The organism is Tabrizicola sp. M-4 (genome assembly GCF_051132405.1).
GTDB lineage: Bacteria > Pseudomonadota > Alphaproteobacteria > Rhodobacterales > Rhodobacteraceae > Paragemmobacter.
The window spans coordinates 3,320,783-3,338,338 of sequence record NZ_CP128606.1; the positions used below are offsets into that span (position 1 = coordinate 3,320,783).

23 protein-coding genes are annotated in these 17,556 nt (G+C 66.2%); 7 read left to right on the forward strand and 16 right to left on the reverse strand.

Going from position 1 to position 17,556, the window contains the following annotated elements; genetic code table 11:
* The first annotated feature begins 62 nt into the window (after positions 1-62).
* Together TabM4_RS16170 and TabM4_RS16175 are read left to right on the forward strand one after the other, a co-directional pair.
* Complete coding sequence (locus tag TabM4_RS16170) at positions 63-737, forward strand: OmpA family protein (protein ID WP_434614647.1); 675 nt, start codon at positions 63-65, stop codon at positions 735-737.
* 104 nt (positions 738-841) lie between these two features.
* A complete protein-coding gene (locus TabM4_RS16175) occupies positions 842-1,609 on the forward strand; it encodes an FCD domain-containing protein (RefSeq protein ID WP_434614650.1) in 768 nt (255 codons plus the stop codon).
* Between the two features lie 59 nt (positions 1,610-1,668).
* Here the strand turns inward: TabM4_RS16175 and TabM4_RS16180 are convergent, their stop codons facing one another.
* The 5 genes from TabM4_RS16180 to TabM4_RS16200 all read right to left on the reverse strand — a co-directional run bounded on the left by TabM4_RS16180 (position 1,669) and on the right by TabM4_RS16200 (position 4,234).
* Positions 1,669-2,226 carry a F0F1 ATP synthase subunit B gene (locus TabM4_RS16180; RefSeq protein ID WP_434614653.1) on the reverse strand — a complete coding sequence of 186 codons (558 nt, stop codon included), beginning with the start codon at positions 2,224-2,226 and terminating at the stop codon, positions 1,669-1,671.
* Between the two features lie 4 nt (positions 2,227-2,230).
* The gene (locus tag TabM4_RS16185) at positions 2,231-2,779 is read right to left on the reverse strand and encodes a F0F1 ATP synthase subunit B' (protein ID WP_434614656.1); all 549 of its coding nucleotides are present in this window, start codon (positions 2,777-2,779) and stop codon (positions 2,231-2,233) included.
* Positions 2,780-2,862: 83 nt separating this feature from the next.
* Positions 2,863-3,099 (reverse strand): F0F1 ATP synthase subunit C, encoded by a 237-nt coding sequence (locus TabM4_RS16190; protein WP_434614658.1) that lies wholly within the window; start codon positions 3,097-3,099, stop codon positions 2,863-2,865.
* A 48-nt stretch (positions 3,100-3,147) separates the two neighbouring features.
* Positions 3,148-3,900 (reverse strand): F0F1 ATP synthase subunit A, encoded by a 753-nt coding sequence (locus TabM4_RS16195; protein ID WP_434614661.1) that lies wholly within the window; start codon positions 3,898-3,900, stop codon positions 3,148-3,150.
* 4 nt (positions 3,901-3,904) lie between these two features.
* Complete coding sequence (locus TabM4_RS16200) at positions 3,905-4,234, reverse strand: AtpZ/AtpI family protein (protein ID WP_434614664.1); 330 nt, start codon at positions 4,232-4,234, stop codon at positions 3,905-3,907.
* Between the two features lie 218 nt (positions 4,235-4,452).
* Between TabM4_RS16200 and TabM4_RS16205 the strand changes: the two genes are divergently transcribed.
* Positions 4,453-4,806 (forward strand): ArsR/SmtB family transcription factor, encoded by a 354-nt coding sequence (locus TabM4_RS16205; protein ID WP_434614667.1) that lies wholly within the window; start codon positions 4,453-4,455, stop codon positions 4,804-4,806.
* A 112-nt stretch (positions 4,807-4,918) separates the two neighbouring features.
* Here TabM4_RS16205 and TabM4_RS16210 read toward each other — a convergent pair whose 3' ends face one another.
* The gene (locus TabM4_RS16210; protein WP_434614670.1) at positions 4,919-6,427 is read right to left on the reverse strand and encodes a malonate--CoA ligase; all 1,509 of its coding nucleotides are present in this window, start codon (positions 6,425-6,427) and stop codon (positions 4,919-4,921) included.
* Positions 6,428-6,671: 244 nt separating this feature from the next.
* On the opposite strand from TabM4_RS16210, the gene TabM4_RS16215 reads away from it, so the two are divergent.
* Positions 6,672-6,851 (forward strand): hypothetical protein, encoded by a 180-nt coding sequence (locus TabM4_RS16215; RefSeq protein WP_434614673.1) that lies wholly within the window; start codon positions 6,672-6,674, stop codon positions 6,849-6,851.
* Here TabM4_RS16215 and TabM4_RS16220 read toward each other — a convergent pair.
* From TabM4_RS16220 to ffh, 8 genes are all read right to left on the reverse strand, one after another.
* Complete coding sequence (locus tag TabM4_RS16220; protein ID WP_434614676.1) at positions 6,820-7,629, reverse strand: division plane positioning ATPase MipZ; 810 nt, start codon at positions 7,627-7,629, stop codon at positions 6,820-6,822. The two genes, TabM4_RS16215 and TabM4_RS16220, sit on opposite strands and share 32 nt — an antisense overlap.
* Positions 7,630-7,792: 163 nt before the next feature.
* The gene (rpmE, locus tag TabM4_RS16225) at positions 7,793-8,014 is read right to left on the reverse strand and encodes a 50S ribosomal protein L31 (RefSeq protein WP_023665618.1); all 222 of its coding nucleotides are present in this window, start codon (positions 8,012-8,014) and stop codon (positions 7,793-7,795) included.
* A gap of 12 nt (positions 8,015-8,026) precedes the next feature.
* Positions 8,027-8,401, reverse strand: coding sequence for a 50S ribosomal protein L19 (gene rplS / locus TabM4_RS16230; RefSeq protein ID WP_434614679.1), 375 nt, complete (start codon positions 8,399-8,401; stop codon positions 8,027-8,029).
* A 319-nt stretch (positions 8,402-8,720) separates the two neighbouring features.
* A complete protein-coding gene (gene trmD, locus TabM4_RS16235; protein ID WP_434614682.1) occupies positions 8,721-9,518 on the reverse strand; it encodes a tRNA (guanosine(37)-N1)-methyltransferase TrmD in 798 nt (265 codons plus the stop codon).
* Positions 9,515-10,027, reverse strand: coding sequence for a ribosome maturation factor RimM (gene rimM, locus TabM4_RS16240; RefSeq protein ID WP_434614684.1), 513 nt, complete (start codon positions 10,025-10,027; stop codon positions 9,515-9,517). Before rimM ends, trmD begins: the two co-directional genes overlap by 4 nt.
* A gap of 68 nt (positions 10,028-10,095) precedes the next feature.
* A complete protein-coding gene (gene rpsP, locus TabM4_RS16245) occupies positions 10,096-10,449 on the reverse strand; it encodes a 30S ribosomal protein S16 (RefSeq protein ID WP_434614687.1) in 354 nt (117 codons plus the stop codon).
* Positions 10,450-10,498: 49 nt separating this feature from the next.
* Positions 10,499-10,795: a chorismate mutase gene (locus TabM4_RS16250; protein WP_434614690.1), complete on the reverse strand. Its 297-nt coding sequence runs from the start codon at positions 10,793-10,795 to the stop codon at positions 10,499-10,501.
* Positions 10,796-10,802: 7 nt separating this feature from the next.
* The gene (ffh, locus tag TabM4_RS16255; RefSeq protein WP_434614693.1) at positions 10,803-12,299 is read right to left on the reverse strand and encodes a signal recognition particle protein; all 1,497 of its coding nucleotides are present in this window, start codon (positions 12,297-12,299) and stop codon (positions 10,803-10,805) included.
* Between the two features lie 292 nt (positions 12,300-12,591).
* Here ffh and TabM4_RS16260 point away from each other — a divergent pair, with 292 nt between their 5' ends.
* Together TabM4_RS16260 and TabM4_RS16265 are read left to right on the forward strand one after the other, a co-directional pair.
* Positions 12,592-13,476 (forward strand): LysR family transcriptional regulator, encoded by an 885-nt coding sequence (locus tag TabM4_RS16260; RefSeq protein WP_434614696.1) that lies wholly within the window; start codon positions 12,592-12,594, stop codon positions 13,474-13,476.
* 19 nt (positions 13,477-13,495) lie between these two features.
* Positions 13,496-14,383, forward strand: coding sequence for a DMT family transporter (locus TabM4_RS16265; RefSeq protein ID WP_434614699.1), 888 nt, complete (start codon positions 13,496-13,498; stop codon positions 14,381-14,383).
* A 215-nt stretch (positions 14,384-14,598) separates the two neighbouring features.
* Here TabM4_RS16265 and TabM4_RS16270 read toward each other — a convergent pair whose 3' ends face one another.
* Together TabM4_RS16270 and TabM4_RS16275 are read right to left on the reverse strand one after the other, a co-directional pair.
* Positions 14,599-16,104: an aldehyde dehydrogenase (NADP(+)) gene (locus TabM4_RS16270; protein ID WP_434614702.1), complete on the reverse strand. Its 1,506-nt coding sequence runs from the start codon at positions 16,102-16,104 to the stop codon at positions 14,599-14,601.
* A gap of 121 nt (positions 16,105-16,225) precedes the next feature.
* On the reverse strand, positions 16,226-17,248 hold the full coding sequence (locus TabM4_RS16275) for an acyltransferase family protein (protein WP_434614705.1): 1,023 nt from the start codon (positions 17,246-17,248) through the stop codon (positions 16,226-16,228).
* Here TabM4_RS16275 and TabM4_RS16280 point away from each other — a divergent pair.
* Positions 17,234-17,548, forward strand: coding sequence for a hypothetical protein (locus TabM4_RS16280; protein WP_434614708.1), 315 nt, complete (start codon positions 17,234-17,236; stop codon positions 17,546-17,548). The genes TabM4_RS16275 and TabM4_RS16280 overlap by 15 nt on opposite strands.
* Positions 17,549-17,556 lie beyond the last annotated feature (8 nt).

Genomic DNA, 17,556 nt, shown 5'->3' on the forward strand with positions numbered 1-17,556 from the left:
CCGCTGGTATAAAGGTGAACAGAGCCCGCAACACAGGGCCACCCAGAATCGAGGCGGCAGAGATGACCTTCAAGACACCCGTGATCCTTTCCACCCTTGGCCTGCTGGCGCTGACCGCCTGCGTGCCCGCCGATCCCTATGCACAGCCCTATGGCGCGCAGCCCACCACCGGCCAGATGGGGCCGCGCGCGCAGTCGGGCGCCCTGATCGGTGCCATGGCCGGGGGCCTCATCGGTTCGCAAAGCAGCGATGACCGCTTGCTGAAAACCGCCGTCGGCGCAGGCATCGGCGCCATCGTCGGCGGGGCCATCGGCACCACGCTGGACCAGCAGGCACAGGAATTGCGCGGCATCAACGGGCAGTTCAACGTGACGAACATGGGCGATTACCTTGTCGTCAACATGCCGCAGGACGTGCTTTTCGCCGTGGACAGCGCCGCCCTGCGCCCTGACCTGACGCGCGACATCAAATCTGTGGCGCAGAACCTGCTGCGCTATCCCAACAGCCAGATCCAGATCGTGGGCCATACCGACAATACCGGATCGGCCAGCTACAATCAGGACCTGTCGCAGCGCCGCGCCGTCTCGGTCGCCAATGTGCTGCGCGAAAGCGGCGTGCCGAACGGCCGTATCTCGGCCTTTGGCCGGGGCGAGGATCAGCCCATCGCCTCGAACCTTACCCCCGAGGGGCGTGCGGCGAACCGCCGGGTGGAGATCATCATCCGCCCGACGATGTGACCATCGCCAAGCTGGCAGCAAAGGCCGGGCCAAGTGCCCGGCCTTTTTGCATTGTGAAACCCCGCATTCTGGTCATAAATTCCGACCAATCCGCCGGGGTTCCCATGCCGTTCCACAAGGTCCAGACCGAAAAGCTATCGCAAAGCGTCGTGCGCCAGATCGAACTCCTGATCCTGCGCGGCATCCTGCGCCCCGGAGAGCGCCTGCCCTCAGAACGGGAACTGGCGGAACGGATGGATGTCTCGCGCCCCTCGCTGCGCGAGGCCATCGCAGACCTGCAGGATCGCGGCTTGCTGGCCACCCGCCCGAATGCCGGGGTCTATGTCGCGGATGTCCTCGGATCGGCCTTCTCGCCCGCGCTGGTGGAGCTTTTTGCCCGCCATGACGAAGCGGTGTTCGACTATCTGGCCTTCCGCCGCGACATGGAGGGGCTGGCGGCCGAGCGTGCGGCGCGGCTGGGATCGGATACCGACCTGCGGGTGATCGCGGCCATTCTGGAAAAGATGGAGGCCGCGCATGGCAAGCGCGACCCGTCGGACGAGGCCGCGCTGGATGCGCAATTTCACATGGCCATCATCGAGGCCAGCCACAATGTGGTGATGCTGCACATGATGCGGTCGATGTTCGACCTGCTCCGGCAGGGGGTGTTCTACAATCGGCAGATGATGTTCAAGGCCCGCACCACGCGCGAGGCCCTGCTGGACCAGCACCGCACCATCAACGCGGCGCTGCAGGCGCGCGACCCTGCCGCCGCGCGCGCGGCGGTCGAGGCGCATCTGGGTTTCGTCGAAACCGCCCTGTCGGAACAGTTCCGCGCCGAACGGAACGAGGCCGTGGCGCGCCAGCGATTGGAACACGAACAGGGCCGCTGAAACGAAAACCCGGCCCACGGGGGGCCGGGTTTCCGAAAGCGTCGCCCGAAGGGCCGTGATCAGTGCAGCTTGGCTTCGACCTGCGCGATGGCGGCGTCGATAGAGGCCGCGGCCCCCTCGGCCGTCATCTGCTTGGACAGCACGTCGCCTGCGGCTGCCACGGCCACCGCGATGGCCTTCTCGCGCACTTCGCGGATTGCCGATGCCTCGGCCGAGGCGATCTGCTCTTCCGCCGCGGCCAGACGGCGGGCGATGGAGGCCTTGAGGTCCGCCTTGGCCTGCGCCGCCGCGTTCATCGCCTCTTCCTTGGCAGAGGCGACGATGCGCTCGGACTGCTCCTGCACGTCCTTCTGCTTTTTCTCATAGGCGGCGAGAACGGCCTTGGCCTCGTCACGCAGGGCGCGGGCCTCTTCCAGCTCGGCCTTGATCTGAGCGGCGCGGTTGTCCAGCATGCGGCCCAGAAGACCCGGCACCTTGTAGTAAAGCAGGATGCCGATAAAGACGAGGAAGCCGATCGACACCACGAAATCGGTGTTCGAGAGCGAGAAGAAGGGCTTGTCCCCCGCCGCGAAGGCGGGCGAAGCGGTCAGCGCCAGAATGGCCACGAACTTCTTCATCGGATCACCCTTTCAGTCGCGCGGTCACGGCAGCCGTTACCGACCGCGCATCCGCCTTGCCGCCCATCGCGGCCACCAGTTCCTTGGCGGTATCCTTCGCCACCTCGGTCACGGCTTCCAGAGCGCCAGCACGGATCTCGCCGATGCGGGTTTCCGATTCCGCGACCTTGGCCGCGATTTCGGCATCCGCCTTGGCCGTTGCCGCGTCGAGGTCCTTCTGGATCTCGGCCCGTGCTTCGGCGACGATCTTGGCGGCCTCGGTCCGGGCGCGCGTCAAGGCGTCTTGATAGGCCTTCTCGGCCTCGACGGCCTTGGCCTTCAATTCCTCGGCAGCGGTCAGGTCGTTGGTGATCGTGCCCTTGCGTTCCGCCAAAACGCCGCCGATGCGCGGCAGGGCGATGCGCGACAGGACCAGATAGATGACGACCAGTGCGACGACCAACCAGAAGATCTGGTTCGGCATCCACTCGACGCAGAGTTGCGGCATGCCGATCGCGCCACCCGCGTCGTTGACGCAGGTACCGGCAGCGGCGGCGGTAGATTCAGTAGCCATCTTGTCCTCCGTCGGACCCTTTGAACTTCGAAGGGGCGCCGGTTCCCCGGCGCACCCTCCTCACGTAAGGATTCGAAGCGGGATCAGACGGCGAACATCAGCAGAAGCGCGACGAGGAACGCGAAGATCCCCAGAGCTTCCGCGAAGGCCAGACCGATGAACAGCGTGGCGGTCTGACCACCAGCAGCCGACGGGTTGCGCAGGGCGCCCGCCAGGAAGTTGCCGGCGACATTGCCGACGCCGATGGCGGCGAGGCCCGAACCGATGGCAGCGAAGCCGGCACCGATGAACTGACCCAAGCTTGCGAGTTCGCCTTCCATGATTTTCTCCTTACGATGGAATGCTGCGGATGAGGGACCGACCGCGCGTCAGTGGCCGGGATGCAGGGCATCCCGCAGATAGACGCAGGTCAGGATGGTAAAGACATAGGCCTGGATGAAGGCCACCAGCACCTCGAGCCCGTAGATCGCCACGATGGCGAAGACAGACACGGGCGACAGCGCCGCCACACCGGCGAAGGCCGCGAAGACCTTGATCACGGTATGGCCCGCCATGATGTTCCCAGCCAGACGGATGGAGTGGCTGACGGGACGCACGAAGTAAGAGATGACTTCGATCACCGCGATGATCGGGCGCAGGATCAGCGGCGCCTCCGACATCCAGAACAGGCCGAGGAAATGCGTGCCGTTCTTGATGAAGCCCAGCGCCGTCACCGCGAAGAACACGCCGAAGCCCAGAACCGCCGTTGCCGCGATGTGCGAGGTGGGGCTGAAGGACATAGGGATCAGCGCGAGGTAGTTCGTCATGATGATGAAGACGAAGAGCGTGAAGATCTTCGGGAAATAGCGCGCGCCTTCCGGCCCCGCGATGTCTTCCACCATCTTGTAGATGAAGCCATAGGCGAGTTCGGCCACCGATTGCACCCGCGTCGGGATGATCGCGCGGCCCCGCGTGCCCAGCACGAAGAGCGCCACGGTGCACAGCACCGCAAGGCCAAGCCAGAGCGTCACGTTGGTCGGCGTGTACCATTCCACCGGTCCATCGCCGAACAGCGGCTTCACGATGAACTGGTCCATCGGGTGAAACACCAGACCGCCTTCGCTATGCGCCTCTTCCGCCACGTTCCTAGCCCTCTTCTGCGGCGGCCTCGGCCGCCTTGCGTTCCTGCACTTCCTTCGCGGATCGCAGCATGGTTTTCACACCGGCTGCCAGCCCAGCGAAGATGAACAGCACCAGAAAGATGGGCATGGTCCCGAAGAGGGTATCAAGCCCGTATCCGATGCCGAAGCCGATCGCGAGACCGGCCACAAGCTCCACCACCATCCGCCAGGCGAGTTGGGCCTGCGAATACTGGTTGTCCTGATGGCGCTTGCGCGGCCCTTCGACCGCGACCTTCGCCTTGGCCAGTTTCTCCTCCAGCGCCGCAAGACGTGCGGGATCGGGATCGTCAGCCATGCTTGGGGGCCCCCAGAACAGTCGGGCGGAACCTACGGAGGCAACCCCTGTGAGTCAAGCCGCGAAATCCCCCGGCGGGTGATCGTCAAGTGCCTGATAAATATACACTTTCGAAAGGCGCGGCAGATCGCCCTGCGCCCCGGCCACGGAGGATGCGGCATTGCGGCATATTCAACCGGATGGTTGACGATTTCCCCCCGCCCCCGCAAAGATGCCGCATGAGCGATGCCCCGCCCGACCCCTTGGACACCGTCTTTGCCGCGCTGGCCGATCCCACGCGCCGCGCGATCCTGACGATGCTTCTGGAGGATGACATGGCGGTCACCGATGTGGCCGAACCCTTCGCCATGTCGCTTGCCGCGATATCCAAGCATCTTGCCGTGCTGGCGGAGGCGGGGCTGATCACACAGGAAAAGCGGGGGCGGGTAAAGTGGTGCAAGCTGGAGCCCGATGCCCTGCGCGCGGCCTCGGTCTGGATGCAGGGCTTCGGGCAGTTCGATCCGGTGGATCTGGACGCCTTTGAGCGGTTTCTGGAAACCGAACTCGACCCGGATCGCGAAGGCGTTTTCTGACGCAGAAAACTCGGCGGAATTTGGCGCAAATTCCGCACTGCACCCGTGGCCTCACATGTCCAGACGATTTCTGCATGCAGAAATCGCCGCGAAATCTGCGTCAGATTTCGCCTTACCCCGCGAACCACCTGCCGTACTGGTCCCGCAGAAGGTTCTTCTGCACCTTGCCCATCGTATTGCGCGGCAGGTTGTCCACCACCACCGCCGCCTTGGGCTGCTTGAAGCGTGCCAATTGCCCGGCAATCGCGCCCAGCACCGCCGCCGCATCCAGCGCCACGCCCTTCTGCGGCACCAGCACGGCAAAGACCGCCTCGCCGAAATCGGGATGCGGCACGCCGATCACCGCGCTTTCGGCCACGCCCGCCACATCGTCCAGCACCAGTTCCACCTCCTTGGGATAGACGTTGTATCCCCCGGTGATCACCAGATCCTTCGCCCGCCCCACGATATGCACATAGCCGTCGGCATCGCGCTTCCCCAGATCGCCGGTGATGAACCAGCCATCCTCGCGCAACTCCTCGCGCGTCTTCTCCGGCATCTGCCAATAGCCGCCAAAGACATTCGGACCGCGCACCTCGATCATCCCCACCTCTTCCGGCGCGGCCTCGCCCCCCTCGGTCAGGATGCGCAATTCCACCCCCGGCAGAGGGAAGCCCACAGTGCCCGCTCGCCGCTCGCCCTCATAGGGGTTCGAGGTGTTCATGTTCGTCTCGGTCATGCCATAGCGTTCAAGGATGCGGTGGCCGGTCCGCGCCTCCCATGCCTCATGCGTTTCGGCCAGAAGCGGGGCAGAGCCCGAAATGAAAAGCCGCATATGCCCCACGAGGTCGCGGGTCAGGCGCGGCTCCTCCAGCAGGCGGGTATAGAAGGTGGGCACGCCCATCATCACGCTGGCCTTGGGCAGGTCGTCCAGCACCGCGCCCGCGTCAAAGCCCGGATGCCAGATCATCCGCGCGCCCGCCAAGAGCGCAAGGTTCGAGGCCACGAAAAGCCCATGCGTGTGGAAGATGGGCAGCGCATGCAGCAGCACGTCGCCGGGGACAAAGCGCCATTCGCGCAGCAGGACCTCGGCATTGGACAGAAGGTTGCGATGCGACAGCATCGCCCCCTTGGACCGCCCCGTCGTTCCCGATGTATAGAGGATCGCCGCCAGATCGTCGCCCGCGCAATCGGCGATGGCCACCTGCCCCGCGACCCGCGCCGCCAGATCGGACAGCCCCCCCGTCCCGTCGGCATTCAGCGTGAGAAGCCGCGCCCCCCGCGCTGCCGCCACCGGGGCAAGCGCGGCTTCGCGCGCCCCGTCGCAGACGAAAAGGCGGGGCGAGGCATTGCCAAGGAAATAGTCCACCTCCGCCGGGGTATAGGCCGTGTTCAGCGGCAGGAAGGCCGCGCCCAGCGCGACCGCCGCCCCGTAGAGCGCCAGCGCCTCGGGCGTCTTGGCGACCTGCACCGCGATGCGGTCGCCCTTGGTCAGACCCAGCGCTGCCAGCGCCTCGGCCTGCCGCAGGACCAGCCGCAGGAAGGCGTCGCCGCCGATGCCGCGCCCGTCGCGCAGGGTCAGGAGCGGCGTTTCACGCCCGGCGAGCGGGGCAAAGAGTGCATCGAAAAGCAGGTTGGGCATGACGGGTCCTTCTTAGGCAGACGCCACCCTGTCTTGCCATGCCAAGGCGCGGCGCCTCAAGGCCCCCACGGAACGGGAATGGAAACGCTTGCCGCAGGATCGCCGCCGTTCCGGTCCGATTGTCCTGCGGCAAGGGTCATTCCGGCCCGGAAAGACCCTGCCTTTGCCCAAGTCTCGCCCAGCTTGGCGGGCACGGTGAGACATGTGAATGAAATGCCTACCCGGCCAATACAGGAGATGGGCCATGCAACTCGGTCTTGCCCTGCTTCAGAAACTGGGGCTCTTCGCGCACAAAACCGCGCAGGTGGACCCGCAATTCGACCTGCGCCTGCAGCGCATCGGCGCGCGCGAAATGCTGCGTGCCGCCCAGACCGGCCCGATCAAGGGCGCCCTCAGAAATCTACCCGAACACCGGGCAGTCTGAGTTCGGCCACCAGATCGCGCACTTCCTGCCGCGCGGCGATGTTGGACAAGTTCAACTGATCCACGCCCGTGTCGCGCAGATCCAGCAGCGTCAGCCCGCGCGGGAAAAGCTCGCGGAAGATGACGCGTTCGGAGAATCCGGGGGCCACGCGGAACCCGATGCGCCGCGACAATTCCTCCAGCGCCGCGCCCACCTTCTTCTTGTTGTGCATCTGCTGCGCGCCAAGGCGGTTGCGCAGCACGATCCAGTCGATGGGCTTCAACCCCGCCTGCGCGCGCAACTGTCGCGCGTTCCAGACCATCTCGGAATAGATCGACGGGCCCTTCACCTTGCCCGTCTCGGGATCGACCCGCGCCAGAAGGTCGAAATCGACGAAACTGTCATTCAGCGGCGTGATCAGCGTATCGGCCAGCGAATGCGCCACCTGCGACAGGCGGGTATGCGATCCGGGGCAATCGATCACGATGAAATCCGAAACGGGCTCCAGCGCCGCCACCGCAGCCGCCAGCCGCGCGTCGAAGGCATTCTCGCCCGCCTGCAACTGGTCCGCCGGCACTTCCGGCAATTCGCGGTAATCCGGGGTCGGCAGGCTCAGCCCCGCGCGGGCCATGTAGGCGCGGCGGTTCTCGACATAGCGGCCAAAGCTGCGCTGCCGCAGGTCAAGGTCAAGCGCGCCCACGCGGAACCCCATGCGCGCCAGCGCCGTGGCGACATGCATGCAGGTGGTCGATTTCCCCGACCCGCCCTTCTCGTTCCCCACGACGATGATATGCGCCATTCAGCAGTCCCCCGAACCTTCCCGAGCGCGCCCCCTGCTCCCGCAGGCAGGGCGAGACAGGGATAAGGCCCAGTTGGCGGAAATCCGCAAGCCCTTTGTGGCCCGGAAATGGAAAACGCCGCCCGTTTCGGGGCGGCGTTCAACCATCGCGCGGTGGCAGGGATCAGAAGCCCAGACCGGCGTATTTGTTCTTGAACTTCGACACGCGGCCGCCGGTGTCCATCAGCTTGGCCGACTGGCCGGTCCATGCCGGATGCGCCAGCGGATCGATGTCCAGCGCCATCTGCTCGCCTTCCTTGCCCCAGGTGGTGCGGGTCTGGAAGGTGGAACCGTCGGTCATCTTGACCGTGATCATGTGATAGTCGGGGTGGATGCCCTTTTTCATCGGTCCGGCTCCTTACTCGGCTTTTTCTTTGTAGTTCGACACTTCGGCGATACGGGCCGACTTGCCGCGACGCGAACGCAGGTAATACAGCTTCGCACGGCGGACGCGGCCACGACGGACGACCTCGATCGAGTCGATGTTGGTCGAATAGAGCGGGAACACACGTTCCACGCCTTCGCCGAAGGAAATCTTGCGGACGGTGAACGAGGCCGAGATGGTCAGCCCGCCCTTGCGGCCGATGCAGACGCCTTCATACATCTGCACGCGCGAACGCGAGCCTTCGGTCACCTTGTAGCCGACGCGGATGGTGTCGCCGGCCTTGAAATCCGGGATGGTCTTGTTCAGGGCGGCGATCTGCTCCGCCTCGATCTGCGCGATCAGGTTCATGCGCAATCCTTTCTGTGCTCACGGTATGCCCGTGAAGGTGATGCCGCCCCAGAGCTCTCGGTCTTCGATCGGGTCCGCCTTACGGCGCCCGCCAGAGATGCAGGCCTGCTTTGACTGTGACGTCCCCCTTGCCCATGACCCTGCCGAAGGAAGCAGAAGGCAAAAGGAATCGCGCCCGGATGACGAAACCGCCCCGGACCGGGGGCGTATAGGGGCGAATGGCCCTTGCGGTCAAGGGCGGAAGCGCATTGAACGGCCCCCTCGACTGCATCCTCGCAAGGATGCACGTAGGGCGGGGTTCACCCCGCCTCGAAGGGGTTCACCCCTTCCGCCTCGCCCAGAGATCCGGCCGCCGCTCCTGCGTCAGCCGCTCCCGCTCCGCCCGCCGCCACTTCTCGATCTCGCCGTGATGGCCCGACATCAGCACGGGTGGGATCTCCCGCCCCTCCCAGACCGCAGGCCGCGTATACTGCGGATGCTCCAGCAAACCGTCGGAGAAACTCTCCTCCTCGGTGCTCGCCGCATTGCCAAGAACATTGGGCAACAGCCGCACCGTCGCGTCGATCATCGCCTGCGCCGCGATCTCGCCCCCGGTCAGGACGAAATCGCCAAGGCTGACCTCCTCGATCCCCCAATGATCCAGCACCCGCTGATCCACCCCCTCGAAGCGCCCGCAGAGGACGGTCACCCCCTCTGCCGCCGCCCAGGCCCGCGCCTGCGCCTGATCGAACCGCCGCCCGCGCGGCGAGAGATAGACCACAGGCCAGCGCGCCCGGTCCATCGGCGCGCCATTCATCGCCTGCCGCAGCGCGCGATGCACCACATCGGCGCGCAGAACCATCCCCGCGCCACCGCCCGCGGGCGTGTCGTCCACATTCCGATGCTTGCCCTCGCCAAAAGTCCGCAGGTCCAGCGTCTCCAGCCGCCACAGCCCCTGGTCCAGCGCCTTGCCCGTCAGCGACAGGCCCAGCACGCCGGGAAAGGCCTCAGGAAACAGCGTGACGATCCGCGCCTCCCATGCGCCCTTCACGCGGCGCGGTTCCTCCATCAGGTCGCGCGGTTGCAGGCTGACCTGCACCTTCAGGCGGCCATGCGATTTCGGCGCCTCATCGGTCATTCCAGACCTTCCGGCATGTCCACCACGATCCGCCCCGCCGCCAGATCGACGGTCGGCACCACGGCAAGGGTAAAGGGCACCAGCAGCGCCGACTTCATCCCCGGGCCAAGGATTTCCAGCATATCCCCCGCGCCGTGATTATGCACCGCCTGCACCGTGCCAAGGGTCGCCCCGCCGGTATCCTGCGCCGTCAGACCGATCAGATCCGCGTGATAGAATTCGTCATCCGGCAGCGAAGGCAGCCGGTCCCGATCCGCGAAAAGCTGCACGCCCTTCAAGGCATCGGCCTGTTCCTTGGTGGCAACGCCCGACAGGCGCGCGCCAACCCCGCCCGAGACAGAGGCGTGTGTCAATTTCACGGTGAAGGATCGCGTTCCATCCTCGGTCCAGAGCGGGCCATAGGCGGCAATCGCCTCCGGATCGGCGCAAAAGCTTTTCAGCCGCACCTCGCCCTGCACGCCGAAGGACCCGGCGATGGCACCGACACAGATGCGGTCAGGTCGCGTCATGGTCATTCACCCGGTTGCAGGATCAGGAAAGGGGGGGGCCGCATGGGCGGCCCCCCCGGCCTTCGGTCTTATTCTTCCGCAGGGGCGGCCGAACGGGCGGCCTTCTTCGCGGCGCGCTCGGCCATCTGCTTGCCCGGCACGGCGGATTTCGGGTTGTTACGCGCCTTCTTCGGCAGCACGCCCGCGTTTTCCAGCATGCGCGCGATACGGTCGGTCGGCTGCGCGCCCTGACCCAGCCAATGCTTCACGCGGTCGAGGTCCATATTGATGCGGTTCTCGTCGTCCTTGGCGAGCAGCGGGTTGTAGGTCCCCAGCTTCTCCAGGAAGCGGCCGTCGCGCGGCATGCGCGAGTCAGATGCGACGATGGAATAATGCGGACGCTTCTTGGAACCGCCGCGGGCAAGCCGGATCTTCATAGCCATGATAGTCTTCTCCTTGGGTTTCGTCGGGTGCGTCACGCACCGTCATGGGTTATTTCTGCAGTTTCTCGTGATGCCTGATGACTTCGCTGATGATGAAGTTCAGGAATTTCTTCGCCAGATCGGGGTCCAGATCGGCCTCCTTGGCCAGTTGGTCCAGCCGCGCCATCTGCCGCGCCTCGCGCGCCGGATCGCTCGGCGGCAGATCATGCGCAGCCTTCAACTGCCCCACCGCCTGCGTATGCTTGAACCGCTCCGCCAGCGTATAGACAAGGATCGCATCCAGCCGGTCGATCGACTGGCGATGCTCCTTCAGGATTTCGGTGGCACGTTGGGCGGCGTCGGTCATCGCGGCCTCACTTCTTCTTCATCAGGCCGGAAAGGCCCGCAGGCAGCGTCATCCCGCGCGGCATTCCGGGGAAGCCTCCGCCCTGCCCCAGCCCCTGCCGCATCCCCTTCGCCGCTTCCTCAAGCTGCTCGGGCGTCATCTTCGACGGATCGGGCATCCCGCCCTTGCCCATCATCTGGCGCATGGCCTGCTTCATCATGCCGCCCTTACCCATCTTCTTCATCATCTCGGCCATCTGCTTGTGCTGCTTCAGCAGCCGGTTCAGATCGGCCACGTCCAGACCCGCCCCCGCCGCGATCCGCTTCTTCCGGCTCGCCTGCAACAGGTCGGGGTTCGCGCGCTCCTTCTTGGTCATCGACTGGATCAGCGCGATCTGCCGCTTCAGCATCTTGTCATCCAGACCCGCCTCGGCGGCGGCAGCCTGCATCTTGCCCATGCCGGGAAGCATCCCCATCAGGCCCTGCATCCCGCCCATCTTGACCATCTGCTCAAGCTGCATCTTCAGGTCGTTCATGTTGAACAGACCCTTGGCGAACCGCTTCGCCATCCGCTCGGCCTGCTCGGCCTCGAAGGTCTCCTGCGCCTTCTCGACGAGGGCGACGATATCGCCCATGCCAAGGATGCGCCCCGCCACACGCTCGGCCTCAAAGGTTTCCAGCGCGTCCATCTTCTCGCCCAGACCGACGAAGCGGATGGGCTTTCCGGTGATGGCCCGCATCGACAGCGCCGCACCGCCGCGACCGTCGCCATCCATCCGCGTCAGCACGACGCCCGAAATCCCGACCTTGCCGTCGAATTCCGTGGCGACGTTCACCGCGTCCTGACCCGTCAGACCATCGACAACCAGCAGCACCTCGCGCGGCTGGGCGATGTCGCGCACCGCCTGCACCTCGTCCATCAGGACTTCGTCGATATGCAGACGACCGGCGGTATCGAGGAACAGCACATCATAGCCGCCAAGGCTCGCCTGCGTCTTCGCCCGCTTGGCGATCTGCACCGCGCTCTCGCCCTTCACGATGGGCAGCGAATCCACCCCGATCTGCGCGCCGAGAATGGCAAGCTGCTCCATCGCGGCCGGACGGTTGGTGTCAAGCGAGGCCAGCAGGACCTTCTTCCCGTTCCGCTCCTTCAACCGCTTGGCCAGCTTGGCGGTCGTCGTGGTCTTGCCCGACCCCTGCAAACCCACCATCAGAACGGCGGCAGGCGGATTGTCGATCTTCAGCGCATCCGCGGGCCCCTCGCCCTGCAGCACGCGGATCAACTCGTCATGGACGATCTTGACGACCATCTGCCCCGGCGTGACCGATTTCGTCACCGCCACGCCGGTGGCCTTGTCCTGCACCCGCTTGATGAAGTCCCGCGCCACGGGCAGCGAGACGTCCGCCTCCAGAAGCGCCACCCGCACCTCGCGCAGCGCCGCCACCACATCCGCCTCGGTCAGCGCGCCCGCCTTGGTCAGACGGTCGAAGACACCACCAAGGCGTTCTGACAGGCTCTCGAACATGGCGACCCTCCGGGTTCGTTGCGATCTGCCGGATATGGGCATCCGGCGGCGGGAATGCACCTGCAAAGGGCGACGGCACCCGTGGGCGCAACGCGCTGACGGATGGCGATCCCCGCAAATGCGACGGGACCGGAAGCACGGGCCTCCGGGGAATTCCCGCCCCACTACGCCCCGCGCCCCCGCGAGTCAAGCCTCGCCCCAGTCCTCGCCCACAGTCCAGACCCATTCCACCCTTGCATTCCCCGCGCAGGCATCGCCTCATATCGCAAAGATCTTTTCACGGACGCCAAGGATGACCATCGACACCTGGGACGAAATCCGCACCGCCTATCAGGTCGCCCGTCTGGGCACCGTCTCGGGCGCGGCCGAGGTGCTGGGCGTCCACCATGCCACCGTGATCCGCCACATCGACGCGCTGGAAAAGCGGCTGGGGACCAAGCTCTTCCAGCGCCACGCGCGCGGCTACACGCCCACCGAGGCAGGCCACGACCTGCTCGCTGTCGCCCAGACGACGGATGAGCAATTCGCCCAGCTCTCCTCGCGCATCAAGGGGCTTGGCGAAACCGTCTCGGGCGAATTGGTCGTCACCGCCATCGTGGGCCTGTCGGACCTGATGATCCCGGTCCTTGCGCGTTTCCAGACCGCCTATCCCGGCATCCTTCTGCGCTTCCTCACCGATACGCGCGTCTTCCGGCTGGACTATGGCGAGGCGCATGTCGCCATCCGCGCCGGGGCCGCCCCAGAGGAACCCGACAACGTGGTCCAACCCCTTGCCCGGATGCGCGCCGGTCTCTACGCCTCGCGCGGCTATGCGGCGGCGCATGGCCTCCCGCAATCCGAGGCCGATTTCCCCGCCCACCGCTTCATCGGCACCGATGCAGCCGACAGCCGCGCCCCCTTCCACCGCTGGATGCGCGCCCAAGTCCCGCCCGAACGGATCAGTTTCCGCGCCACCGAGCCCGCCGCCTTCGAGGCGGCACTGCGTGGCGGGCTGGGCCTCGGCTTCCTTGCCGCCTACAAGGCGCAGAACGACCCCGACCTGATCGAGGTCATGCCCCCCCGCCCCGAATGGGAGGCGCCGCTCTGGATCGTCACCCATGTCGATCTGCACCGCACCCGCAAGGTGCAGGCCTTCCTCACTTCGCTGAAAGAGGCGGCCAAGGGCTGGAACCTCTGACCCGGTCCCGCAGCCCGCCATGACCCTCACCCAATCCCAGCGCGGCCACCTCGCGATGCTCGCCTTCTCGGGTCTCGTCGCGGGGTCCTTCAGCCTTGGCGCCATGGCCGCCCCGCTGATCGATCCGCTGGCGCTGACGGTGCTGCGCTTCGCCATAGCCGGGGCACTGGTCGGCGCCGCCGCCTTCGCCAGCACGGGGATCAGGCGCGCCGCGTTGCAGGCCCCATGGCGCTATCTCATCCTCGGCGGCCTGCTTGCCGCCTATTTCGTCCTGATGTTTCAGGGCCTCAAGACAGCAGAACCCGTCGCCACGGCGGCGGTCTTCACCCTGACGCCCGTCATGGCGGCGGGTTTCGGCTGGCTCACGCTGCGCCAGCGCGTGACCGCGCGGATGGGGCTGGCTCTGGCCATCGGTGCCGTGGGCGCGCTCTGGGTGATCTTCCGCGCCGATCCGGCCAAGCTTCTGGCCTTCCACATCGGCGCGGGCGAGGCGATCTATTTCGCGGGCTGCGTCGCCCATGCGCTCTACACGCCCCTGGTGCGCAAACTCAACCGGGGCGAACCCGCCGTGGTCTTCACCTTCGGGATGATGGTGGCGGGTTGGCTGATCCTCACCGCCACCGGCCTGCCCGCGATCCGCGCCACCGACTGGGCCGCCCTGCCCGCCATCGTCTGGGTGACGCTCCTCTACACCGCGATCTTCGCCAGCGCCGCCACCTTCGTGCTGATGCAATATGCCACGATGCGCCTGCCCGCGGCCAAGGTCATGGCCTATACCTATCTCGTGCCCTCATGGGTCATCCTGTGGGAAATCGCGATGGGCCGCGCCGCGCCGCCCCCGCTCATCCTCGTGGGCGTCGCGCTGTCGGTGCTTGCCCTCGCCCTCCTCCTGAAGGACGAGGCCTGATCCCGTCGCAACAGGGGGGGCATCCGCCCCCCCTCGGCGCGCCGCGCCTTCCCCCCCAGTGCGCCGACGAAACCGAGACACCCCTGCCCTTCGTCTCGGCCCAAATACCCCGGGGTTTGGGGCAGGGCCCCATCAGCCGAGCCGGATGCGCGGCACGCGCGGGAGGCGAGAGGAAAGGCGTGCGGGGACGGCCCTGCCGGCCCCGCTCCGCAAGATTACCGCAACTCCTCGGGCAGCAACTCCACCGGCATGTTCTGATAGCTCACCGGCCGCAACCAGCGGCGGATCGCCATCGTCCCCACGCTGGTCGCGCCGAAATTCGTGCTGGCCGGATAGGGCCCGCCATGCACCATCGCCTCGCAGACCTCCACCCCGGTGGGAAAGCCGTTCGCCAGCACCCGCCCCGCCTTGCGCTCCAGCACCGGCATCAGGCGCCGCGCCAGATCGGTATCGCCCGCCTCCATCTGGAGCGTGCAGGTCAACTGCCCCTCCAGCGACCGCGCCACCTCCAGCATCTGATCGGCATCCGCGACGCGCACCACCATGCCCAGCGGCCCGAAGACCTCATGCCCCAAGGCGGCATTCGCAAGCCAATCCGCCCCCGACACCTCATAGAGATAGGGCGTCGCATGGCGCCGGTCGCAAACCGAGGTCAGAACCTCGCGCACCCCTGCCGTGGCCGCGATCCGGTCGCGCCCGCTGCGATAGGCCGCCGCGATCCCGTCGGTCAGCATCACCTGCGGCCCGACCGCCGCCAGCGCCGCCTCTGCCGCCGCGACGAAGGCATCGCCCTCCGCCCCCGCCATCGCCACCACGATGCCCGGATTGGTGCAGAACTGCCCCGCCCCCATCGTCAGCGACGCGGCCCAGCCCTTGGCAATCGCCTCCCCCCGCGCCGCCAGCGCCGCAGGCAGCAGGAAAACCGGGTTCACCGACCCCAATTCGCCATAGAAGGGGATCGGCACCTCCCGCCGCGCGCACAGGTCGAACAGCGCCCGCCCGCCGCCAAGCGACCCGGTGAACCCCACCGCGCAGATCAGGGGATGCTGCACCAGCGCCGTGCCCAATTCCGTCCCGACACCCTGTATCAGGCTGAACACGCCCGGATGCAGGCCACAGGCCTGCACCGCCGCATCCACCGCCTGCGCCACGATCTCGCCCGTCCCCGGATGGGCCGGATGCCCCTTCACCACCACCGGACAGCCCGCCGCAAGCGCCGAGGCCGTATCGCCCCCCGCCGTCGAGAAGGCCAGAGGGAAGTTCGACGCCCCGAACACCGCCACCGGCCCCAGCGCGCGCTGCATCATGCGGATGTCCGGGCGCGGCAAGGGCTGCCGGTCGGGCAGCGCCGCATCATGGCGCAGATCCAGAAAACCCGTGGTCAGGATATGCCGCGCGAACAGCCGCAACTGCCCCGTGGTCCGCCCCCGCTCCCCTTCCAGCCGCGCCGTGGGCAGGCCAGTCTCGGCCGATCCAACCGCCGTCAGCTCCGCCCCGCGCGCCTCGATCTCATCCGCGATCCGCTCCAGAAAGGCCGCCCGCGCCGCCCGTGGCAGCGCCGAATAGGACCAGAAGGCCTCTTCCGCCGCCCGCACTGCGCGATCCACCTCCGCCGCCCCGCCATCGGCGAAGACCGCCCCCTCCCCCGTGGCGGGCGATGAGGTGAAGCTGCCCCCGCTTCCCACCCATTCCCCGGCGATCAAGTGTTTTCCAGTCAGCATGGCGCGGCCTCCTAAAGGACAATCGCCCCCCACATGCCAGTTTGGACGCGCAAGGTGAAGGGCATCGCATCCCCCCGCCCCTCCGCATCCCGACCACCGCAGGCCGCGGCAGGCCGTCCAATCAGGGGCGCCGTTCTTCCTGTTCCGCCCGTTGAAGCCCGGCAAATCCCGCGAAAGCGCGCAGTTTCGGGACAGATCGCGGAAGCAACGGCAGCACGGCCTGCAAGGCCAGCGCCGAAAGGACAGAGGCCACGAGGCCGATCACGGTCAGGACTTCGGCATCCTTCACCCCGAAATGCAGCCCGATGACCAGAAAGCCCATATGCAGGAAATAGATCATCATCGACAGATAGCCGAAATTGACCGGCATCTGCGGCACCTTGAGGCGCAGGGTCAGCATGACGATGACGACGGCGAACGCCGCCAGCAGGAAGGGAAACTCCGGCGGCGCGACAATGCTCAGGCCGAATGTCCTCATGCTGACCCATGCCTCGGCAAGGCGCAGCACCACCAACACCGCCAGCAAACCGCAAAGCAACGGCACCGGGGGCAAGCCGTCGATCCCGTCGCGCTTGACCTTCGCCGCGATCAGATAGCCGAAGGAAACGAAGGGAAACTCCATGAACAGGGCGTTGCGATAGGCGTTCAGCGGCAGATCGATCGCGGTGAAATAGTCTGTCGACTGGATCAGGGTCCCACAGGACAGGCACAGAAGGGCGATCCAGAACAGACGTCTCCGCACGCCCTCCTCACCGCCCGAATGTGCAACGACCATCCGCAGAATGGTCAGGGCCGGAAGCAGCGCCGCCAGATACCACAGATGAAGCGGACCAAAGAACAGGTTCTCCGCCACCGCCGGAATCGTCGCGGGCTTCGGCCACCAGATCGGCAGATAGACCACGCACCAGAACAGATAAAAGACGAAAAGCCGGATCAGCCACGGCTTCGCCTTGCCGCCGCGTTCCGTGAAAAAGAAAAGGAACCCCGACACCACGGCAAAGATGGGCACGACCGTCCGCGCCAGACCATGCCCGAGCAGATAGGCAATGACCCCGCCATCCTGCGTCATGAGCAAGGCATGCCCCCACACGACACCAAAGGCGATGACGATCTTCAAGAGGTCGATGGAATGTATCCGCTGCATGACGCGGGCCTAGAGGCGGATTTTGGCGAAAATGCGAAAAACACCCGCGCCGCCGTGAATTTCCGCCCCGCCGAGACGATGACGCCATGCTGCCCGGAACAGGACGGTCGCAGCAGCACAGGCCGTGCCTGTCCCGGTCTCGAACCGCAGGCAAGGCCAGAAACCTTGCGGAAAGGAAGAATTTCCGCCAGCCATGCCTGCATTTTCCGCATTGATGTAAGGAGGATGGCGGACCCGGAGGCCGCCATCGTGCTGCCGCATACTGTCGCAACACGACGCAGCACAACCCAATATATATAGGCGGTTAC